Consider the following 18,500-nt stretch of genomic DNA (forward strand, 5'->3'; position numbering starts at 1 on the left):
GCTTAGGAGTAAGTCCTGCCCCGCCGGGGGTCCAGACGTCCCCCGACCCGGGAGAAGGCCAGTAGTGGCCGATGGGCTGCGAACGCCTCAGCAGGCGGATGTGGGGTCGAAGACCAGGTCGGTCGGGCGAGTGCCGCCCCGCCCGGCCACGACCCCGTCGGGGCACCGCCCGCCGGCACGGTCGAGGCTGCCCGGCGAGAACGGCCACTTCCGTGAGTGCATGACCGTTCACATTGGGTAGGCCGTAGTTCCCCGGCCCTGTCCGTCCGGGACGAGGGCCGGCACGTCGAGCACGAGGAGGCCGCATCCGTGGATGTCGTCGTCAAGGGCCGTCACACCGAGGTCACCGAGCGGTTCCGCACCACCGCCGTCGAGAAGCTCGCCCGCGTCGAGCGCTTCAACACCCGGGTCATCCGGATCGACGTGGAGGTCTCCGAGGAGCACAACCCACGACTCGCGGGTGAGTGCGAGCGGGTGGAGATCACGGTGCAGAGCAAGGGTCCGGTGATCCGCGCCGAGGCCTGCGCCGACGACCGGACGGCAGCGCTCGACATCGCGATCGGCAAGCTGGAGGCGCGGCTGCGCAAGGCAGCCGACCGGCGCCGGGTCCACCACGGCGGCAAGACGCCTGTCTCGCTCGCGGCGGCCTCGGCCGCTGCGGAGGCCGCCTCGGCCCTGTCGGCGCAGCCGCTCGACGACGAGGAGCCCGACACCGGCCCGGACCAGGGCGAGAGCCCCGTGGTCATCCGCGAGAAGGTGCACCAGGCCTCGCCGATGACGCTCGACCAGGCGATGTACGAGATGGAGCTCGTCGGCCACGACTTCTACCTGTTCGTCGACGCGGCGACCAAGCGCCCGAGCGTCGTCTACCGGCGCAAGGGCTGGGACTACGGGGTCATCGGGCTCGACCTCGACTCGGCCACCGTCTCGGCGGGCGGCCAGGGCGAGGACGCGGCGCTCGCGGCCGGGCTGCACCAGGGGGGCTGAGCGCCGCGCGTGGCATCATGGCGCCGAGCGGACCCGAAGGGCGGCAGGCGTGACGAATGCTTCGCGCGAGCACGGCGAGGGGTCTCCGGCGCCGGCCGGGGACCCCATCCGGGTGCTGGTGGTCGACGACCACGCCCTGTTCCGCCGTGGCCTCGAGATGGTCCTCGGCCAGGAGGAGGGCATCGAGGTCGTCGGCGAGGCCGGCGACGGCGCGCAAGCGGTCCAGCTGGCCGCCGAGCTCGCGCCCGACGTCGTGCTCATGGACGTGCGCATGCCCCGCCGCAGCGGCATCGAGGCGTGCCTCGCGATCCGCGACGCGGTGCCCACCACCGAGATCATCATGCTGACGATCTCGGACGAGGAGGCCGACCTGTTCGAGGCGCTCAAGGCCGGCGCCAAGGGCTACCTGCTCAAGGACGTGCCGATCGACGAGGTGGCCGACGCGGTCCGCGCGGTGCGCGACGGCAACACCCTCATCAGCCCGGCCATGGCGTCCAAGCTGATCACCGAGTTCTCGGCGATGTACAAGCGCAACGGCGAGCGCGACCAGGTGCCGGCCCCACGGCTCACCGAGCGCGAGCTGCAGGTCCTGCGGCTCGTGGCCCGCGGCATGAACAACCGCGACATCGGCCAGGAGCTGTTCATCAGCGAGAACACCGTCAAGAACCACGTCCGCAACATCCTCGAGAAGCTGCAGCTGCACTCGCGCATGGAGGCGGTCGTCTACGCGGTGCGCGAGAAGCTGCTCGAGATCACCTGAGCGCCCGGGTGGGACTCTCGCTCGCCCAGGCTCGCCGGGTGGCGCTGGCCGCCCAGGGCTTCGCGGCGCCCCGCCCCGAGGCGCCCGGCGCCCGCCAGCTGCTCGCGACCGTGCGCCGGCTCGGCGTCGTCCAGATCGACAGCGTCAACGTCGTCTCGCGCGCCCACTACCTGCCGCTGTTCTCCCGGCTCGGCCCCTACGACCGGGCCGCGCTCGACCGGCTGGCCTCCCACGCCCCGCGCCGGCTCGTCGAGTACTGGGCCCACGAGGCGAGCCTGGTCCCCGCCGCCACGCGGCCGCTGCTCGCCTGGCGCATGGCGCGCTGGGGCACCGACGCGTGGGGCGGCATGCGCCGGGTCGCCGAGGAGCAGCCCGAGCTGGTCGCCGCGGTGCTGCAGGAGGTGCGCGACCGCGGCCCGCTGACCGCCGCCGCGCTCGAGCGGGCGCTCGCCGCCGACGTCCCGCGCACGAAGGACCACTGGGGCTGGAACTGGTCGTCGACCAAGCAGGCGCTCGAGCACCTGTTCTTCGCCGGCCAGATCACCTCCGCGGGGCGCACCGCGCAGTTCGAGCGGCGCTACGCGGTGCCCGAGGAGGTGCTGCCGGTCGAGGCGCTGGCGCCGCCGCCCAGCGACGAGGAGGCCGTCACCGAGCTCGTCGAGATCGCCGCCCGGGCGTGCGGCGTGGCGACCGAGCGCGACCTGCGCGACTACTTCCGGCTCACCCCGGCCGACGCGCGCACCGCCGTGGCCAACCTCGTCGAGGCCGGCACCCTGCTGCCGACCGAGGTCGAGGGCGTACGCCGCACCGCGTACCTCCACCGCGACGCCCGGGTGCCGCGCCGGGTCGAGGCCCGCGCCCTGCTCGCGCCGTTCGACCCGCTGGTGTGGGAGCGCACGCGCACCGAGGAGCTGTTCGGCTTCCGCTACCGCATCGAGATCTACGTGCCTGCGGCGCAGCGGGTGCACGGCTACTACGTGCTGCCGTTCCTGCTGGGCGACCGGCTGGTGGCACGCGTCGACCTGAAGGCCGACCGCGCCGTCGGCGTGCTGCGCGTGCAGTCCGCCCACTCCGAGCCGTCAGCGCCGCCGGAGACGGCCGAGGAGCTGGCGGCCGAGCTCGCGACCATGGCGGGCTGGCTGGGTCTCGACCGCGTGGAGGTCGAGCCGCGGGGCGACCTCGCCGGCGCGCTGCGCGGGCTGGTGCGCGCGGCGTGACCGCCTACGCCGTCCTCGGCCCGGTCCGTCCCGAGGTCCCCGGCCCGCGCGTGCGCGCGCTGCTCGCCCGGCTCGCCCTCGACCCCGGTCGGGTGGTCGCCCGCGAGGCGCTGGTCGACGCGCTGTGGGGCGAGGAGCCGCCCGGCGACTCGGCCAACGCGCTGCAGACCCTGGTGTCGCGGCTGCGCCGCACGCTCGGGGCCGGCGCCGTCACCTCGCACCCCGCCGGCTACGCGCTGGCCGCCGCCCCCGACGAGGTGGACGCGGTGCGCTTCGAGCGGCTCGTGCAGCGCGCGGGCGCGACGAGCGACGACGCCGACGCCCGGCGCACCTACGCCGAGGCGCTCGCGCTGTGGTCCGGCCCGCCGCTCGCCGGGCTCGACGCGCCGTTCGTCGACGAGGCGGTGCGACGTCTCGAGGACCTGCGGGCGCGGGCGGTCGAGGCGGACGCCGCGCACGCGCTCCGGCTCGGCCAGGCCGGCGAGGTCCTCCCCGCCCTCCAGGCGCTGTGCGCGGAGCGGCCGCTGCGCGAGAGCGCGCAGGCGTTGCTGGTCGAGGCGCTCGCTGCCGGTGGGCGCCAGTCGGAGGCGCTCGCGACCTACGAGGAGATACGCCGCCGGCTCGCGGACGAGCTCGGCGTCGACCCCTCGCCCCGGCTCGCGGCCGCGCACCTCGCGGTCCTGCGCGGCGAGGTCGCCGCGGTCGCGCCGCCCGCGGTGCCGGCGAGCCCGCGCCGGCACCTGCGTACCTACCTCACCAGCTTCGTCGGACGCGAGGACGCGCTGCGCGACGTCGCCGCCGCCGTCGCCGGCTCCCGGCTCGTCACCGTGCTCGGTCCGGGCGGGATGGGCAAGACCCGGCTCAGCGTCGAGGCAGCCGCGCGGCACCCCGGCAGCCGCGTACGCATGGTCGAGCTCGCGTCGGTCGCCCCCGGTGGCGACGTGCTCGGCGCGGTGATCGCCGCGCTGGGCCTCCGCGAGACCGCGCTGATCGAACGGGCGGGGCCGTCGACCGAGGCCGGCGACCCGGTGGCGCGGCTGGTCGAGCACCTCGACGGCGCCGAGTCCGTGCTCATCGTCGACAACTGCGAGCACCTGACGGCGGGCGCCGCGCAGCTGGTCGCCGAGCTGCTCGCGCACTGCCCGGGGCTGCGGGTGCTGGCGACCAGCCGCGAGCCGCTCGGGCTGACCGGCGAGGTCGTCGTGCCGCTCGCGCCGCTCGAGCCGGCTGCCGCCGTCGAGCTGCTGGTCGAGCGCGCCCGCGCCGTGCGCCCGGGGATCGAGCTGGACCCCGAGCTCGCGTCGCGCGTGTGCCAGCGGCTCGACGCGATGCCGCTGGCGATCGAGCTCGCCGCCGCTCGCCTGCGCGGCATGTCGCTGGAGCAGCTCGCCCAGCGCCTGGACGACCGGTTCCGGCTGCTGCGCGCCGGCGACCCGACCGTCGCCGAGCGCCACCGCACGCTGCGCGGCGTCATCGACTGGAGCTGGGACCTGCTCGAGCCGCCGGCGCGCCGGGTGCTCGCCCGCCTGTCGGTCTTCGCCGCGCCGGTGTCGCTGGAGGCGGCCGCGCACGTCTGCGCCGGTGAGGACGTCGACGCGGCCGACGTGCCGGACCTGCTCGCCGAGCTGGCCGAGCAGTCGCTGCTGGTGCCGGGCGCCGACGGCCGCTACGGCGTCCTCGAGACGGTGCGCGAGTACGCCGCGGGCCGCCTCGCCGAGTCCGGCGAGCTCGCCGACGCGCGAGCCGCGCACCTGGCGCACCACCTGGCGTTCGCGGAGGCCGAGGAGCCCCGGCTGCGCACGTCGGCACAGCGCGACGCGCTCGCCCGGCTGCGCGGCGAGCGCGACGAGCTGCTGCTGGCGCTCCGGCACGCCGAGGAGGCCGGCGACGCCGGCTCGGCGGTGCGCCTCGCCGCGGCGATGGCGTGGATGTGGACCCTGCTCGGAGCCCACACCGAGGCCACCCGTGAGCTGGCACGGGCGCTCGGCGTCCCGGGCGAGTCCCCGCCCGGCGCGCGGGCGGTGGCACTGGGCCTCTGGGCCGTCTCCTCGAGCGCAGCGACGCAGGGCGACACGCCGCGCGAGGGCTGGGTGGAGGAGGTCCGCCAGCTCGCGGCCCGCGTCCCGGAGCCGGAGCGCAGTCCGCTGCTGACGCTGACCGAAGCGATGCTGGCCATGGTCGAGGACGACAACGCCGGCGTGCTGCGGGCGACCACCGAGGCGCTGGAGCGCGACCTCGGCGACTGGGAGCGGGCGGCGCTGCACCTGATGCAGTCCTTCTCGGCCGAGAACTCCGGCGACGTGGCCACCCAGCGCCGGGCGCTGGCGCTGGCGCACGAGGAGTTCGAGCGGCTGGGCGACACGTGGGGCCGCGCGATGACCATGTCGCTGCTGGCGTCGCAGGCGGCGCGCGAGGGGCGCCTCGGCGAGGCGCTCGAGCAGTCCAAGGCCGGCCTGCACCTGCTCGACGAGCTGCACGCCGACGACGACGCGGCGTTCCTGCGGGTGCGGGTGGCGACGCTGCTGGCGGCGCAGGGCGACGCCGAGCAGGCGCGCCGGTGGCTCGAGGGGGTGCTCGAGAGGGGAGCCAGCGACCTGGACGGGCCGTCCGCTCTGGTCGCGACGCACATGCTGGTCGAGCTCGACCTCCTGGACGGCGACGTGGCCGGCGCCGAGCGCCGGCTCCGCGGGACGCGGGGGCGCTACGTCCACGGAGCGCCCGGCGGCCCCGCCCAGCTGCGGGCGCTGATGAGCGGGGCGGAGGCGCTCGTCGCCGCTGCGCGCGGCGACGGGGAGGCGGCGGACAGGCTGATGGCCGAGGCGCTGGAGACGGGGGAGGCGGCCCGGGACATGCCGGTCCTGGCCGACCTCGCCGTCCTGCGCGCCTCGATCGTGCTCGACCGCGGCGCCCCCCGCGACGCGATGCGCGTGCTCGGCGCAGGAGCGGCCGTCCGAGGGACGGGCGACCTCGGGTCCCTGCGCGCCATCCGCGTGCGCGAGGCGGCGACCGGGCTCCTCGGCGCCGACGCGGTGGAGGCGGCCTACGCCGAGGGCGCGGCGCTCGACCGCGCCAGCGCCCTCGAGCTCGTACGAAGCGGCGGCGCTCAGGCCTTGCGGCGGTAGGCCCGCGTGGCGAGCGGCAGGAAGACCACCACCAGGCCGACCGCCCACGCCGCCGAGACGAGCAGCGGCTCGGCGACCGCACCGCCAGTCGTGAGCCCGCGGACCGCGTCGACCAGGTGCGTCACCGGGTTGACCCGGGTCCAGCTCTGCAGCCAGCCGGGCAGCGTGTCGGCCTGCACGAACGCGTTGCTGCCGAAGGTCAGCGGGAACATCACCAGGAACATCACGCCCTGCACCGAGCCCGCCGTGCGCAGCACCAGCCCGAGGAAGACCGAGACCCAGCACAGCGAGAGCGCGAAGAGCACCGCGACCACCAGAGCGAGCAGGCCCTCCACGGGGTTGGTGCCGAGCCGGAAGCCGAGCGCGAAGCCGACGGCGGTGAGCACCGTGCACGACACGACGTACCTCACGACGTCGCCGAGCACCGCGCCGATGAGCGGCGCCGAGCGCGGGATCGGCAGGCTGCGGAACCGGTCGAAGACGCCCTTCTCGACGTCGGCGTTGAGGTTCACGCCGATCGCCACCGAGGAGAAGACGACGGTCTGGACGAGGATCGCGGGCAGCACGTACTCGAGGTAGTCGTGGCGGGAGCCGGTGATCGCTCCGCCGAAGACGTAGACGAAGAGCAGCACGAAGATCACCGGTTGCAGCGTCACGTCGATCAGCTGCTCCGGGGTGCGGGCGATCTTGCGCACGGCGCGGCCGGCGAGCGTGACGCTGTGCCGGGCGGTCGCCGGGAGGGCGAGGGCGGTGCTCACGACTGCGCCGCCTCGCTCGTCGAGGTGGCGTGCGACCCGCTCGTGAGCGCGAAGAACACCTCGTCGAGGCTGGGCAGCGCGAGCGCGACCTCGGTCACCGCGATCCCCTCCCGGTCGAGCTCGGCGAGCACGCGCCTGAGCACCTGCTCGTCGGCGGGGGCGCTGGCGACGCCGCGACCGGGAGATTCCGGCCGCCGGCCGGTGACCGCCTCGAGCAGGCGCATCACCGCAGGCAGGGCGCTCGGGTCGCGCGGGCGCACGTGCACCGACGAGACGCCCACGACGCCCTTGAGCTGGGCCGGCGTGCCCTCGGCGACGACCGCGCCCTTGTCGATCACGGTGATGGAGTCGGCGAGGGCCTCGGCCTCCTCGAGGTACTGGGTCGTGAGCAGCACGGTGGTGCCCTCCGCGACCAGCGTGCGCACGACCGCCCAGACGTCGTCGCGCTTGGCGGGGTCGAGCCCGGTCGTCGGCTCGTCGAGGAAGATCACCTCGGGGCGGCCGACGAGGCTCGCTGCCAGGTCCAGCCGGCGGCGCATCCCGCCGGAGTAGGTCTTGGCCGGCCGGTCGCCCGCCTCGGCCAGCCCGAACTCCTCGAGCAGCCCCGCAGCGCGGCTGCGGGCGTCGCGGCGGCTGAGCTCGAGCAGCCGCCCGATCAGCACGAGGTTCTCGCGCCCGGTGAGGTCCTCGTCGACCGAGGCGTACTGGCCGGTCAGCCCGATGGAGCGCCGGACCGCGTCGGGGTCCCGGGCGACGTCGTGGCCGGCGACCACCGCGGTGCCCGCGTCGGGGCGCAGCAGCGTCGCGAGGATGCGCACGGCGGTGGTCTTGCCGGCGCCGTTGGGGCCGAGGACCCCGAGCACCGTGCCGCGGGGCACCGAGAGGTCGAGGCCGTCGAGCGCCCGGGTCGAGCCGTAGGTCTTGACCAGGTCCTCGGCACGCACGGCCGCGTCGGCGCTGCGGGCGCCGGGAGCCGCGGGGGAGGGGGCAGGAGGTGGTGGGGTGGCGTAGTCCGTCGTCATGCCGACGACGGTGCCCGGCGGCGCTGTCAGGAGGCGTACGCGTCGCTGGCAGTGCTCCTGTCAGCGGTCGTCAGCGGCCCCCGTCGGCTGCCAGCGGCCGTCGCTGCGGCGGCCCGGCTAGTGGACGTCGCTCAGGATGCCGGTGAACAGCGAGGCGAGCCCGGCGAGCACGAAGCCGGCAAACCCGATCCAGAAGACGACCCAGGAGCCGGCCGCGAGCCCGACGCCGCCCACGATGAACAGGACGACCATCAGCAGGACCCAGAGCCAGGAGATCGGCCGACCGCGGGTGCTCGCCTGCGCCATGTCCAGAACCTCTCGTCGCTCCACGTGACTGCGCTGCCAGCGTAGTGCTCCAGGGGGGCCGGCCCCACGGCAGGCACCCGGGGCGCGTCGCAGCGGCATAGCATGAACGTCCACGGCGTCATGGCGGCGCCGCTCGTCCTGACGAGAACTGGTAGGAGTCGATCGGGTGCCCGCGATCATCGACAAGATCCTTCGCGCCGGCGAGGGCAAGGTGTTGCGCAAGCTCCACAGCATCGCGGCCCAGGTCAACGCGATCGAGGACGACTTCGTCGCGATGACCGACGCGGAGCTGCGCGAGCAGACCGAGGAGTTCCGCTCCCGGCTGGCCGAGGGCGAGACGCTCGACGACATCCTCCCCGAGGCGTTCGCCGCCGTGCGCGAGGCGGCCAAGCGCACGCTCGGCCAGCGCCACTACGACGTCCAGCTCATGGGCGGCGCGGCGCTGCACCTCGGCAACATCGCCGAGATGCGCACCGGTGAGGGCAAGACCCTCGTCTCGACGCTGCCTGCCTACCTCAACGCCCTCTCCGGCAAGGGCGTGCACGTCGTCACGGTCAACGACTACCTCGCCGAGCGCGACGCTGAGTGGATGGGCCGCGTGCACCGCTTCCTCGGCCTGAGCGTCGGGACGATCCTGTCGTCGATGACCCCGGCCGAGCGCCGGGTGGCCTACGACTGCGACATCACCTACGGCACCAACAACGAGTTCGGCTTCGACTACCTGCGCGACAACATGGCCTGGTCGCGCGACGAGCTCGTGCAGCGCGGCCACAACTTCGCCATCGTCGACGAGGTCGACTCGATCCTCATCGACGAGGCCCGCACGCCGCTGATCATCAGCGGTCCGGCCGATCAGGCGACCAAGTGGTACTCCGAGTTCGCGACGCTGGTGCGCCGGATGACCCGCGGCGACTCCGAGACAGGGCTCGACGGCGACTACGAGGTCGACGAGAAGAAGCGCACCGTCGGCGTGCTCGAGTCCGGCGTCGCCAAGGTCGAGGACTGGCTCGGCATCGACAACCTCTACGAGTCGGCCAACACCCCGCTCGTCGGCTACCTCAACAACGCCATCAAGGCGCAGGAGCTCTACAAGCGCGACAAGGACTACGTCGTCATGGACGGCGAGGTCCTCATCGTCGACGAGCACACCGGGCGCATCCTCGCCGGCCGCCGCTACAACGAGGGCATGCACCAGGCCATCGAGGCCAAGGAGGGCGTGCCGATCAAGGACGAGAACCAGACGCTCGCCACCGTCACGCTGCAGAACTTCTTCCGCCTCTACACCAAGCTCTCCGGCATGACCGGCACGGCCATGACCGAGGCCTCGGAGTTCCAGCAGATCTACAAGCTGGGCGTCGTGCCGATCCCCACGAACCGGCCCGCCCAGCGCCGCGACCAGGCCGACCTCATCTACAAGTCCGAGGACGCCAAGTTCGACGCGGTCGTCGAGGACATCGCCGAGCGGCATGAGAAGGGCCAGCCGGTCCTCGTCGGCACCGTGAGCGTCGAGAAGTCGGAGTACCTCTCGGGCAAGCTGCGCCGTCGCGGCATCCCGCACGAGGTCCTCAACGCCAAGCACCACGAGCGCGAGGCCTCGATCGTCGCGCTCGCCGGGCGCAAGGGCGCCGTCACCGTCGCCACCAACATGGCCGGCCGAGGCACCGACATCATGCTCGGCGGCAACTCCGAGTTCCTCGCCGACGTCGAGCTGCGCCGGCGAGGGCTCGACCCGGTCGACACGCCCGAGGACTACGAGGCGGCCTGGGCCGACGCCGTGGCGAAGGCCAAGCAGGCCGTCGCCGACGAGCACGACGAGGTCACCGATCTCGGCGGTCTCTACGTGCTCGGCACCGAGCGCCACGAGTCGCGCCGCATCGACAACCAGCTGCGCGGTCGCTCCGGGCGCCAGGGCGACCCCGGCGAGTCACGGTTCTACCTCTCGCTCGAGGACGACCTGATGCGGCTGTTCAACGCCGCGATCGTCGAGTCGTTCCTGACCCGCTTCAACATCCCGGACGATGTGCCCATCGAGTCCAAGATGGTCACCAACGCGATCCGCTCGGCGCAGAGCCAGCGCGAGGCGCAGAACTTCGAGATCCGCAAGAACGTCCTCAAGTACGACGACGTGCTCAACCGCCAGCGCGAGGTCATCTACGCCGAGCGGCGCCGGGTGCTCGAGGGCGAGGACCTCCACGAGCAGATCCGCCACATGGTCGACGACACGATCAGCGCCTACGTCACCGGCGCGACCACCGAGGGCTTCGCCGAGGAGTGGGACTTCGACCAGCTCTGGACCGCGCTCAAGACGCTCTACCCCGTCGGCGTCACCGTCGAGGAGCTCGAGGAGGAGTCGGGCGGCGACCGCGCGGGCCTCACCCAGGAGTTCCTGGTCGAGCGGCTGCGCCAGGACGCGCAGGACGCCTACGACGCGCGCGAGCAGGCTCTCGGCGAGGAGGTCATGCGCGAGCTCGAGCGTCGCGTCGTCCTCTCGGTCCTCGACCGCAAGTGGCGCGAGCACCTCTACGAGATGGACTACCTGCAGGAGGGCATCGGCCTGCGCGCGATGGCCCAGCGCGACCCGCTGGTCGAGTACCAGCGCGAGGGCTTCCAGCTCTTCACCGCGATGATGGAGGGCATCAAGGAGGAGTCGGTCGGCTTCCTGTTCAACCTCGAGGTGCAGATCGAGGAGACGCCGGAGACGGCCGAGGCCGAGGGCGAGGAGCACGCGGGCCACGACCACGCCGGCCACGAGCACGTCGAGGTGCACGCCAAGGGCCTCGACCAGCCCAACCGGCCCGCGCGCCTCGAGTACACCGCTCCCAGCGTCGACGGCGAGAGCGGCCGCGGCGGCGTCGTGCACACCGACTCCGCCGAACCGGTCGACCTCGACTCCCTCGAGCACGGCGACGTGCCCCGCAACGCGCCCTGCCCGTGCGGGTCGGGCAAGAAGTTCAAGCGGTGCCACGGCGGGTCCGCCGCGACCCGCGAGGACAGCGAGGTCTAGCACCCGTCCCTCAGCCCGCCGAGGCGGCGGGCAGCTGGTCCTCGAGCCCGGCGGCGTAGGCGCTGCCGGGCTCGAGCACGTCGAAGGACGTGCACAGCCAGCGGCCGTTGAGCCCTTCGAGCCGCATGGCGACCGCCAGCGCCCGGCCGGCCCGGGTCGCGACCGCGCTGACCTCCGCCACGCCGTCGGCCGGCTCGCTGACGTGGACGGAGCGCACGCGCACGGGTGCCCGGCCGGAGCCCGCTGCCACCCCAGGCACGCCCGGGGTGGTCGGCGTGCCCGTGCTGCGCGCAGCGAGCGCGCTGCGGCGACGCAGCTCGGCGGCGAGGTCCTCGCGCAGCCAGCGCACCAGCTGACCGGCCGGCCGGTGGCCGGCCTGCGCCTCGAGCACGGCCTGCGCCAGCCGCTGGGCCCAGGGGCCGGGGTCGGGAAGGTCGGCGCGAGGAGTGGTGCGCGGCCCCCAGCCGTCCTCGTCGTCGACGACGCGCAGCCGCTCCACCACCGGTGCCGCGGGCAGTCCGCTCGGCAGCGTGAAGGTCAGCGGCAGGGGGTCCTGGACCGCGTCGTGCGATCCGCGCCGCGGCTCCGGGACGACCGGGAGAACCGGGTCGAACGGCGCCTCGGCGCGTGGTGCGGGGACGAGCACGAGCGGTGCCGCGGCGCGGCGGGGAGCGGGGAGCGTGGCGGTCGGCATGGGAGCTCCTGGAGTCGTCGAGCGTGGTGGGGACGTCGTGGGGAGTGCGCGGTGCCTCAGGGCGCCCTGAGGACCTGGCCGGGCAGGAGCACGGAGGGGTCGGCGCCCACGACGTCGCGGTTCGCGTGCCACCAGCGCGGCCACTCGGCGGCGATCTGGGCGGCCGTGGCGTGGGCGCCGAGGTGGCGGGCGCTGATCGACCACAGGGTGTCGCCGCGCAGCACCACCACTCCGGTGGCCGCGTCGGCACCCGCTGCGTGCACCGGCCGGCGTGGGGCTGTAGCGAGCCCGGTACGCGGCTGACGGACGGGCTCGGCCCGGACATCGGCGTGCGGCGGGGCGGCGGCTGGGCGGTCGGGCAGGGACAGGGCGGCTGCGTACGCCGTCGCTCCGTCTGCCGCCCGTCCGTCCAGCGGCGCTGCGACGGTGGCGCTCACCGTGGCGCCCCGGCTCGGTGCCGAGTCTGGGGCGGCGAACGCGGGCGCCGCTGGGCCGACGAGGACCGCCGCGCCGGTGAGCGCGCTCGCCGCCCGGCGCAGCAGCTGCGGCGCGATGCGGGCGGCGACGGAGTCCGCTGCGCGGCCCAGACGGCCAGGGAGGGTGGCGAGCAGCGAGCAGGCGGTTGCAGCCGCGAGCCACGTGAGGCAGGCGAGCCCTGCGGCCGCCGCGCCCGCGGAGACGAGGTCGTCGAGGTCTGCAGTCGTCGTGGCGGCGTCCGCGACCGCGGCGCGGAGAACAGCTCCGAGCACCAGGCCGAGCGCAACCGGTGCCCCGCAGGCTGCAGCAGCGACCGGCGCGGTGAGCCACCGGCACGTGCTCTCTCGCTTCATCTTGGCCTCCGTTACGTGCGTTTGCTTGCGTTTGCATTCGACCACGCAGTCTTGCCGTTGCCTAGTGCACGGAAGGGTGGGGACGACGGCCCCGGAGGACCGGTCCGACCGCGTACCCTCGCGCGCATGTCATCGGCGCCGGACGCTCCGCGCGGCCGATGGGCGGGCTTGTTCGACGACTTGGAGGCGCAGCTCGAGGAGTCCGAACGGCTGGAGCAGGCGGCGGAGGTGGCCGACCGGACGCGCCGCGAGCTCGCGTCCGTGCCCCTGGCCGACCGTCTGCGTGCTGCGGTAGGGAGCCGGGTGGTGCTGCGCCTGCAGGGCGTGGGCCCGGCGGGTGGCGTCCTCGAGGATGCCGGCCCGGGCTGGCTGCTGCTCCTCGACGAGGGTCGCGAGGTGCTGGTCGCCACCGCGGCGGTCGTCTCGGTGACGGGTCTGCCCTCTCGTGCGGCGAGCCCGCTCCCGCCGGGTGCCCTGGCCGGTCGCATCGGGCTGGGCTCGTGCCTCCGCGGGCTCGTGCGCGACCGGGCTCCCGTGCGCGTCGAGCTCACCGACGGCAGCACGCAGACAGGCACGTTCGACCGCGTCGGCGCCGACTGGGTGGAGCTGGCAGTGCACGACGCCGGTTCACCGCGTCGGGCCGGCGAGGTACGGGCCGTCGTCGTGCTGCCCTTCGCGGCGCTGGCGCGGGTGCGCCCCGAGCGCTGACCGCTGGCTGCGCGACCGAGCCAGACGCGTGCGTCAGGCTCCGCGCAGCACCGGCACGCCGAGTGGGCGTGGGCGGGCTCGGCCGCGTCCCGGCCGGGTCAGGTCGGGTCGTCGAAGAGCAACGGCGTGGTCGCGCCGGGGTTGCGGTCCACCGCATGCTTGGCGGGCACGGGTGGTCCACCCCGCGGCGACCGGATCTGGAAGAGGCCGGGGCGCCTGGGGTCGGGCTCGATCACCCAGCCGTCGTCGTGCACGAGGTGGTGGCAGCGTTCGCACAGCAGGCACAGGTTGGGCAGCTCGGTGGGTCCGCCGTGCCCCCAATGGACGACGTGGTGCGCCTGCACGGTGCGTCCCTCGCACCCGGGCGTGATGCATCCGCCGTCGCGGACCCAGAGACCCTTGACGTGGGCCGGGCCGGCGAGGCGGGAGTCCCGACCGACCGCCAGTGGCACGCCGAGGTCGTCGATGAGCACAGGTGTCACGTCGCAGCTGCAGGTCAGCCGCTCGAGGGCCGCCTGGCCGAACGAGCGTCCCAGCACCGACGCCAGCCCACCGGCCACCAGCCCCCGGGCCGCCGCGCCGGCAGCGCCTGCTCCTGCTCCTGCTCCTGCTGAAGATGCGCCGGCAGCCTCGGCCCGCAGCGTCTCGAGGTCGAGCACCAGCGTCACGTGCGCAGTGGTGCCTCCGACTGTCGGCGCGTCACCGGCGGCGAGAGCCGCGGCGGCGAACTCGACCAGCGCATCGGCCATCCGCTGACCGCGCGTGCGCTCGTCCGGGCTGCCGTCCGGCAGGGGGCGGCGTCGCGAGTGCGCGTCCACGGCGGCCTTGACCAGAGCGCCGTCGGCCGGGTCGAGCAGCCCGGTCACCGTCCAGGTGCCGTCGAAGCCGGGCGCGACGTGCAGGTGGCGCGACGCTCGCTGCCGCTCCGCGCGCTCGGTGGCCGTCTCGTCCGGGTCGACCACCTGCACGAGCCGGTCGACCGCCAGGCGCACCTGCTCAGGGCTGCTCGTGCATGCCAGGCCGAGGAGCGTCTCCTCAGCCGCGGCCATGGTGGGGACGCCGAGCTTCCGTCGCCCCCGCGTGAGCGCGTCGACGTGCCGGGCGCTGATCTGCCCCGTGCGCAGGGCGTCGGCCGTCCGGGGCAGTGCGCCCAGCGTCTCGGCGCGTGCGAGGCGCGTGCCGGCCTCGCCCTGGTCGAGGCGGAGGTGGTGGCGCAGCCACGCCTTCGTCGTCGGTGCTGCGTCGAGGCGGTAGGCCTCGCGGGAGTCGACCTCAGCCAGAGCTGCGGCCTCGACCGCGTCCAGCTCGGCCCGCACGCGCGCGGCGCGGCGCGGGTGAGCCTCGCGAGCAGGCCTTCGGGGGTCGGAACGCCGACGGTCGCCGGGTCGCCGGACAGCACGGAGTCGAGGGCGTCCGCCGTCGATTCCCACGCGTCCTGCTCCGCCGTTGCGATCATGCGACGAACCTACGAGGCGGCACTGACGAGGTCGGCTTGTCCACAGGAGGGCCTGTGGGGCAACGACTTCTCCACAAGCAGTCCGTGCGTGCGGTCGACGAAGCGCGACTCACGGCTACGGTGACAGGCATGCCGATCAGGACCAGCAAGGACGAGAACCGCTGTGGTGCAGCGCTTTCTCGAGCAGGTGCTGCCGGTGTCGCGAGGGTGAGACCCTCGCGCGTGCGCAGAAGTCGTTGCGCAGCAGCACGTGCGGCGACGTGCGCGCGACGAGCACTGCGCTCGCTAGTCCGGCTGCTCCTCGTCGGCGCCGAACGGGTGCGCGTTGACGAAGGCGCGCGTCTCGGAGTAGAGCCGGGCGATGTAGTCCTCGAGGACGGTCGCCTCGACGCGCCACTGGCCGCGGCCGCCGACCTTGATCGCGGGCAGGTCGCCGTTGCGCACGAGCGCGTAGGTCTGCGACGCGGAGATGTTGAGGATCTCTGCCACGTCGGAGAGCTGGAGGAAGCGTCGTTGGGCTGCCATGTCCTCACCAGTGTCTCAGGCGTCGCACCGTGTCACGTCGGTTCTCCACAGGGTGTGTCACCCGCCCGTCCGGCGGTCACCCGATGGTGGACAGCGGCGGCGGGCCGCGGGGATGGCGCTCCACCATGCTGCGAGCGCCTCACCGTCGGTAGGAGGCCGCGCGTCCGCTCGAGGAGACACCCATGCCCGACCTGCCCGTCCCCACCGCCGCCAGGCTCGCCCGGCCCCGCTGGCTCGACCCGCGCTTCGCCGCAGGTCTGCTGCTGGTGCTGGTCTCCGTGGTCGCCGGCAGCCGGGTCGTGGCCGCCGCGGACGACACCGTGGCGGTGTGGGCCGCGGGGCGCGGCCTCGCCGTCGGTGCACCGCTCGACCGCTCTGCGCTCGTCGTCGCGCACGTGCAGCTCGACGGCCGCGAGCCCGGCTACCTCGCCGCTTCGGTCGACCCCGCCGGCCTGGTCGCCACCCGGCCGCTGGCCGCCGGGGAGCTGCTCGCGGCCGCGGGCGTTGGGAAGGCGCAGCCGCGTACGGTCCGGGCAGTGAGCGTCGACGCCGAGCCCTCGTCGGCGAGCGGTCTGCGCGAGGGCTCCGTGGTGGACGTCTACGTCGTGCCCGACGACGCGCAGCGGAGCTCGGACCAGGCCTCGACCGCGGGCAGCGACGGCCTGGCGCCGGTGCTGCGCTCGGTGCCGGTGCGGCGGGTGGGCGACGACGGTGGGCGGTTCTCCTCCTCGGGCACGGTCAGCGTCACGCTCGACGTGCCCGAGGGCGAGGTGGGCGGCTTCCTGGCTGCCGTGCCCACCGGGTCCGTGCAGCTGGTGGAGGTCCCGGCGGGCGGTGCTTCGTGATCGAGGTCCTGACCGCGCTGCCGGGGCAGAGCTGGGAGGGCGAGCTGGTCGCCCGCCTGGAGCGGGGAGCTGGCGGCGTACGCGTCGTCCGCCGCTGCGTCGACCTGCCCGACCTGCTGGCGGTGGCCGCCGCGGGCATCGGCGACGCCGTGATCGTGTCCGCGGGGCTGCGTCGGCTCGACCGCGAGGCGCTGGGCCAGCTGGCCGCGTCGGGCGTCGCCGTCGTCGGCCTGTGGCCTGCCGACGACCCGGAGGCCGAGCGCACGCTGCTCGCCCTCGGCGTCCGCCACGTGCTGCCTGCCGAGGCACCCAGTGAGCAGGTCGCGGCGCTGGTCCAGTCGGCCGTGCTCGCACAGCAGGAGGATCCGCGCGGTCCTGCCGAGCCGCGCCGAGACGGCCAGCTGGGCGACTACCACCTCGGCGGACCGCACGACCCGGACGACACCGCACCAGCCGGCGGCCGGGGTGACGGGCCGGCGCAGGAGCCCGGACGGGTCGTCGCGGTGTGGGGACCCGTGGGCGCGCCCGGCCGGTCGACGGTCGCGGTGACGCTCGCGAGCGAGGCGGCGCGCCTGGGCGCGGAGAGCCTGCTCGTCGACGCCGACCCCTACGGCGGCGTGGTGTCGCAGCTGCTCGGGCTGCTCGACGAGGCGCCCGGGCTCGCGGCCGCGGCTCGGCTCGCCGGGTCCGGCGGGCTCGACCTGCCGTCACTGGCGCGGGTGGCGCCCGAGGTCGAGACCCGGCTGCGGGTGCTCACCGGCATCCCGCGGGCGCAGCGCTGGCCCGAGCTGCGGCCGAGCGCGCTCGAGGAGGTGTTCGCCCTGTCCCGGTCGCTCGCCGCGCTCACGGTCGTGGACACCGGCTTCTGCCTCGAGACCGACGAGGAGATCTCCTTCGACGTGGCGGCGCCCCGGCGCAACGGCGCGACGCTGACGGCGATCGAGCAGGCCGACACGGTCGTCGCCGTCTGCGCGGCCGACGCGGTCGGCGTGCAGCGCTTCGTCCGCGCGCTCGGCGAGCTCCGCGAGGTCGTCCCGGGCACCGACCTGCGGGTGGTCGTCAACCGCGTACGCCGTGGTCCGGTCGGCGCGCGTCCTGAGCGCCAGCTCGCCGACGCCCTCGAGCGCTACGCGGGCGTCACCGACGCGGTGTTCGTCGCCGACGACCGCGACGGCGTCGACGCCGCCCTGCTCCAGGGGCGCACGCTCGCCGAGGCTGCGGCGGGCTCACCGGTGCGGCCTCCGCTGCGCGCGCTCGCCGCCGAGCTGGCCGGAGTGGCCGCTCCCACCGGTCGCCGCGGCCGGGCCGGCCGACCCCGTCGACGCGCCGGAGCAGCGTGAGGCCGCCCTCGGTAGGTTCGCCGGCATGACGCTGCGCTTCGGCCTCGTGGGCACCGGCCAGTGGGCCCGTCGCACCCACGGCGCCTCGCTGGCCGCGCACCTCGGTGCGGAGCTCGCCGGGGTGTGGGGCCGCGACCCCGGCCGTGCCGCAGCGCTGGCCGAGGAGCTGGGAGCCCCGGCATACGCCGATGCCGATGCGCTGTTCGACGCGGTCGACGCTGTCTCGTTCGCCGTGCCGCCGGACGTGCAGGCGGAACTGGCGGTCCGCGCGGCCGAGCGCGGCTGCCACCTGCTGCTCGACAAGCCGGTGGCGATCCGCGCCGAGCTGGGCACCGCTCTCGCAGCAGCGGTCGCCCGAGCAGGCGTCTCCACGGTGGTCTTCTTCACACGCCGCTTCGTCCCCGAGACCGAGCGGTGGATCGCCCGACTGTCAGCGACAGGAGGCTGGACGGGCGCGCACGCCGAGTGGGTCGCGAGCCTGCCGCCCGAGCTGGCGGCGCAGTCGCCGTGGCGCCGCGAGCAGGGCGCGCTGTGGGACATCGGCCCGCACGTGCTCTCCCTGCTCCTGCCGGTGCTGGGTCCTGTCAGCAGCGTGGCCGCGTACGCCGGCCCCGGCGACACCACCCACCTGGCGCTGCGGCACGCCGGCGGCGCGAGCTCCACCGCGACCGTGACGCTGACCGCGCCGCCGGAGGCGGTCGGCCAGGAGCTGCGGTTCTACGGCAGTGCGGGGCGCGAGACCGCGCCGGCCGTGCGCTTCGACGCGGCCGAGTGCCACGCGCACGCGGTCGACGCGCTGCTCGCTGCCGTCGGCGGCGTGCCCTCCGAGCTCGACCTCGGCTTCGGGCTCGCGGTCGGCGCGGTGCTCACATCCGCTGCCCGGTCGCGGAGCACCGGCGGCGCCGAGGTCCGGCTGGGCTGAGCCG

General features: G+C 74.8%; 17 protein-coding genes. 9 read left to right on the forward strand and 8 right to left on the reverse strand.

Going from position 1 to position 18,500, the window contains the following annotated elements; genetic code table 11:
* Positions 1-87: 87 nt before the first annotated feature.
* A complete protein-coding gene (locus CLV35_RS20815; protein ID WP_269203919.1) occupies positions 88-222 on the reverse strand; it encodes a hypothetical protein in 135 nt (44 codons plus the stop codon).
* 87 nt (positions 223-309) lie between these two features.
* Here CLV35_RS20815 and hpf point away from each other — a divergent pair, with 87 nt between their 5' ends.
* From hpf to CLV35_RS20820, 4 genes are read left to right on the forward strand one after another with little or no spacing between them, the layout of a single operon-like run.
* On the forward strand, positions 310-987 hold the full coding sequence (gene hpf, locus CLV35_RS13925; RefSeq protein WP_121194095.1) for a ribosome hibernation-promoting factor, HPF/YfiA family: 678 nt from the start codon (positions 310-312) through the stop codon (positions 985-987).
* Positions 988-1,036: 49 nt separating this feature from the next.
* On the forward strand, positions 1,037-1,747 hold the full coding sequence (locus CLV35_RS13930; protein ID WP_231121811.1) for a response regulator: 711 nt from the start codon (positions 1,037-1,039) through the stop codon (positions 1,745-1,747).
* Entirely contained in the window at positions 1,744-2,964 is a 1,221-nt protein-coding gene (locus CLV35_RS13935; RefSeq protein ID WP_121194337.1) for a winged helix-turn-helix domain-containing protein, read from the forward strand. Before CLV35_RS13930 ends, CLV35_RS13935 begins: the two co-directional genes overlap by 4 nt.
* Positions 2,961-6,086 (forward strand): BTAD domain-containing putative transcriptional regulator, encoded by a 3,126-nt coding sequence (locus CLV35_RS20820; protein WP_183061978.1) that lies wholly within the window; start codon positions 2,961-2,963, stop codon positions 6,084-6,086. The genes CLV35_RS13935 and CLV35_RS20820 overlap by 4 nt, the downstream gene beginning before the upstream one ends.
* On the opposite strand, the gene CLV35_RS13945 is transcribed toward CLV35_RS20820, so the two are convergent.
* The 3 genes from CLV35_RS13945 to CLV35_RS13955 all read right to left on the reverse strand — a co-directional run bounded on the left by CLV35_RS13945 (position 6,068) and on the right by CLV35_RS13955 (position 8,172).
* On the reverse strand, positions 6,068-6,844 hold the full coding sequence (locus CLV35_RS13945) for an ABC transporter permease (RefSeq protein WP_121194097.1): 777 nt from the start codon (positions 6,842-6,844) through the stop codon (positions 6,068-6,070). The genes CLV35_RS20820 and CLV35_RS13945 overlap by 19 nt on opposite strands.
* Positions 6,841-7,866, reverse strand: coding sequence for an ATP-binding cassette domain-containing protein (locus CLV35_RS13950; protein ID WP_121194098.1), 1,026 nt, complete (start codon positions 7,864-7,866; stop codon positions 6,841-6,843). The genes CLV35_RS13945 and CLV35_RS13950 overlap by 4 nt, the downstream gene beginning before the upstream one ends.
* Positions 7,867-7,983: 117 nt before the next feature.
* On the reverse strand, positions 7,984-8,172 hold the full coding sequence (locus CLV35_RS13955) for a hypothetical protein (protein WP_121194099.1): 189 nt from the start codon (positions 8,170-8,172) through the stop codon (positions 7,984-7,986).
* 166 nt (positions 8,173-8,338) lie between these two features.
* Between CLV35_RS13955 and secA the strand changes: the two genes are divergently transcribed.
* Entirely contained in the window at positions 8,339-11,176 is a 2,838-nt protein-coding gene (secA, locus tag CLV35_RS13960) for a preprotein translocase subunit SecA (RefSeq protein ID WP_121194100.1), read from the forward strand.
* Positions 11,177-11,186: 10 nt separating this feature from the next.
* Here the strand turns inward: secA and CLV35_RS13965 are convergent, their stop codons facing one another.
* Together CLV35_RS13965 and CLV35_RS20555 are read right to left on the reverse strand one after the other, a co-directional pair.
* The gene (locus tag CLV35_RS13965) at positions 11,187-11,870 is read right to left on the reverse strand and encodes an Rv3235 family protein (protein ID WP_121194101.1); all 684 of its coding nucleotides are present in this window, start codon (positions 11,868-11,870) and stop codon (positions 11,187-11,189) included.
* A 56-nt stretch (positions 11,871-11,926) separates the two neighbouring features.
* Entirely contained in the window at positions 11,927-12,700 is a 774-nt protein-coding gene (locus CLV35_RS20555) for a LysM peptidoglycan-binding domain-containing protein (RefSeq protein ID WP_121194102.1), read from the reverse strand.
* A gap of 126 nt (positions 12,701-12,826) precedes the next feature.
* On the opposite strand from CLV35_RS20555, the gene CLV35_RS13975 reads away from it, so the two are divergent.
* Complete coding sequence (locus tag CLV35_RS13975; protein ID WP_121194103.1) at positions 12,827-13,408, forward strand: hypothetical protein; 582 nt, start codon at positions 12,827-12,829, stop codon at positions 13,406-13,408.
* A gap of 98 nt (positions 13,409-13,506) precedes the next feature.
* Here the strand turns inward: CLV35_RS13975 and CLV35_RS13980 are convergent, their stop codons facing one another.
* The gene (locus tag CLV35_RS13980) at positions 13,507-14,838 is read right to left on the reverse strand and encodes an HNH endonuclease signature motif containing protein (protein WP_121194104.1); all 1,332 of its coding nucleotides are present in this window, start codon (positions 14,836-14,838) and stop codon (positions 13,507-13,509) included.
* A gap of 311 nt (positions 14,839-15,149) precedes the next feature.
* The gene (locus CLV35_RS13985) at positions 15,150-15,389 is read right to left on the reverse strand and encodes a helix-turn-helix domain-containing protein (RefSeq protein WP_121194105.1); all 240 of its coding nucleotides are present in this window, start codon (positions 15,387-15,389) and stop codon (positions 15,150-15,152) included.
* Positions 15,390-15,571: 182 nt separating this feature from the next.
* On the opposite strand from CLV35_RS13985, the gene CLV35_RS13990 reads away from it, so the two are divergent.
* The 3 genes from CLV35_RS13990 to CLV35_RS14000 are packed head-to-tail and all read left to right on the forward strand — an operon-like array spanning position 15,572 to position 18,496.
* Positions 15,572-16,234 (forward strand): hypothetical protein, encoded by a 663-nt coding sequence (locus CLV35_RS13990; RefSeq protein ID WP_121194106.1) that lies wholly within the window; start codon positions 15,572-15,574, stop codon positions 16,232-16,234.
* The gene (locus CLV35_RS13995) at positions 16,231-17,574 is read left to right on the forward strand and encodes a chromosome partitioning protein (protein ID WP_121194107.1); all 1,344 of its coding nucleotides are present in this window, start codon (positions 16,231-16,233) and stop codon (positions 17,572-17,574) included. The genes CLV35_RS13990 and CLV35_RS13995 overlap by 4 nt, the downstream gene beginning before the upstream one ends.
* A 25-nt stretch (positions 17,575-17,599) precedes the next feature.
* Positions 17,600-18,496 carry a Gfo/Idh/MocA family protein gene (locus CLV35_RS14000; RefSeq protein ID WP_121194108.1) on the forward strand — a complete coding sequence of 299 codons (897 nt, stop codon included), beginning with the start codon at positions 17,600-17,602 and terminating at the stop codon, positions 18,494-18,496.
* The last annotated feature ends 4 nt before the right edge of the window (positions 18,497-18,500 follow it).

Origin of the sequence: Motilibacter peucedani, from assembly GCF_003634695.1 — a bacterium.
GTDB classification, from domain to species: Bacteria; Actinomycetota; Actinomycetes; order Motilibacterales; family Motilibacteraceae; genus Motilibacter; species Motilibacter peucedani.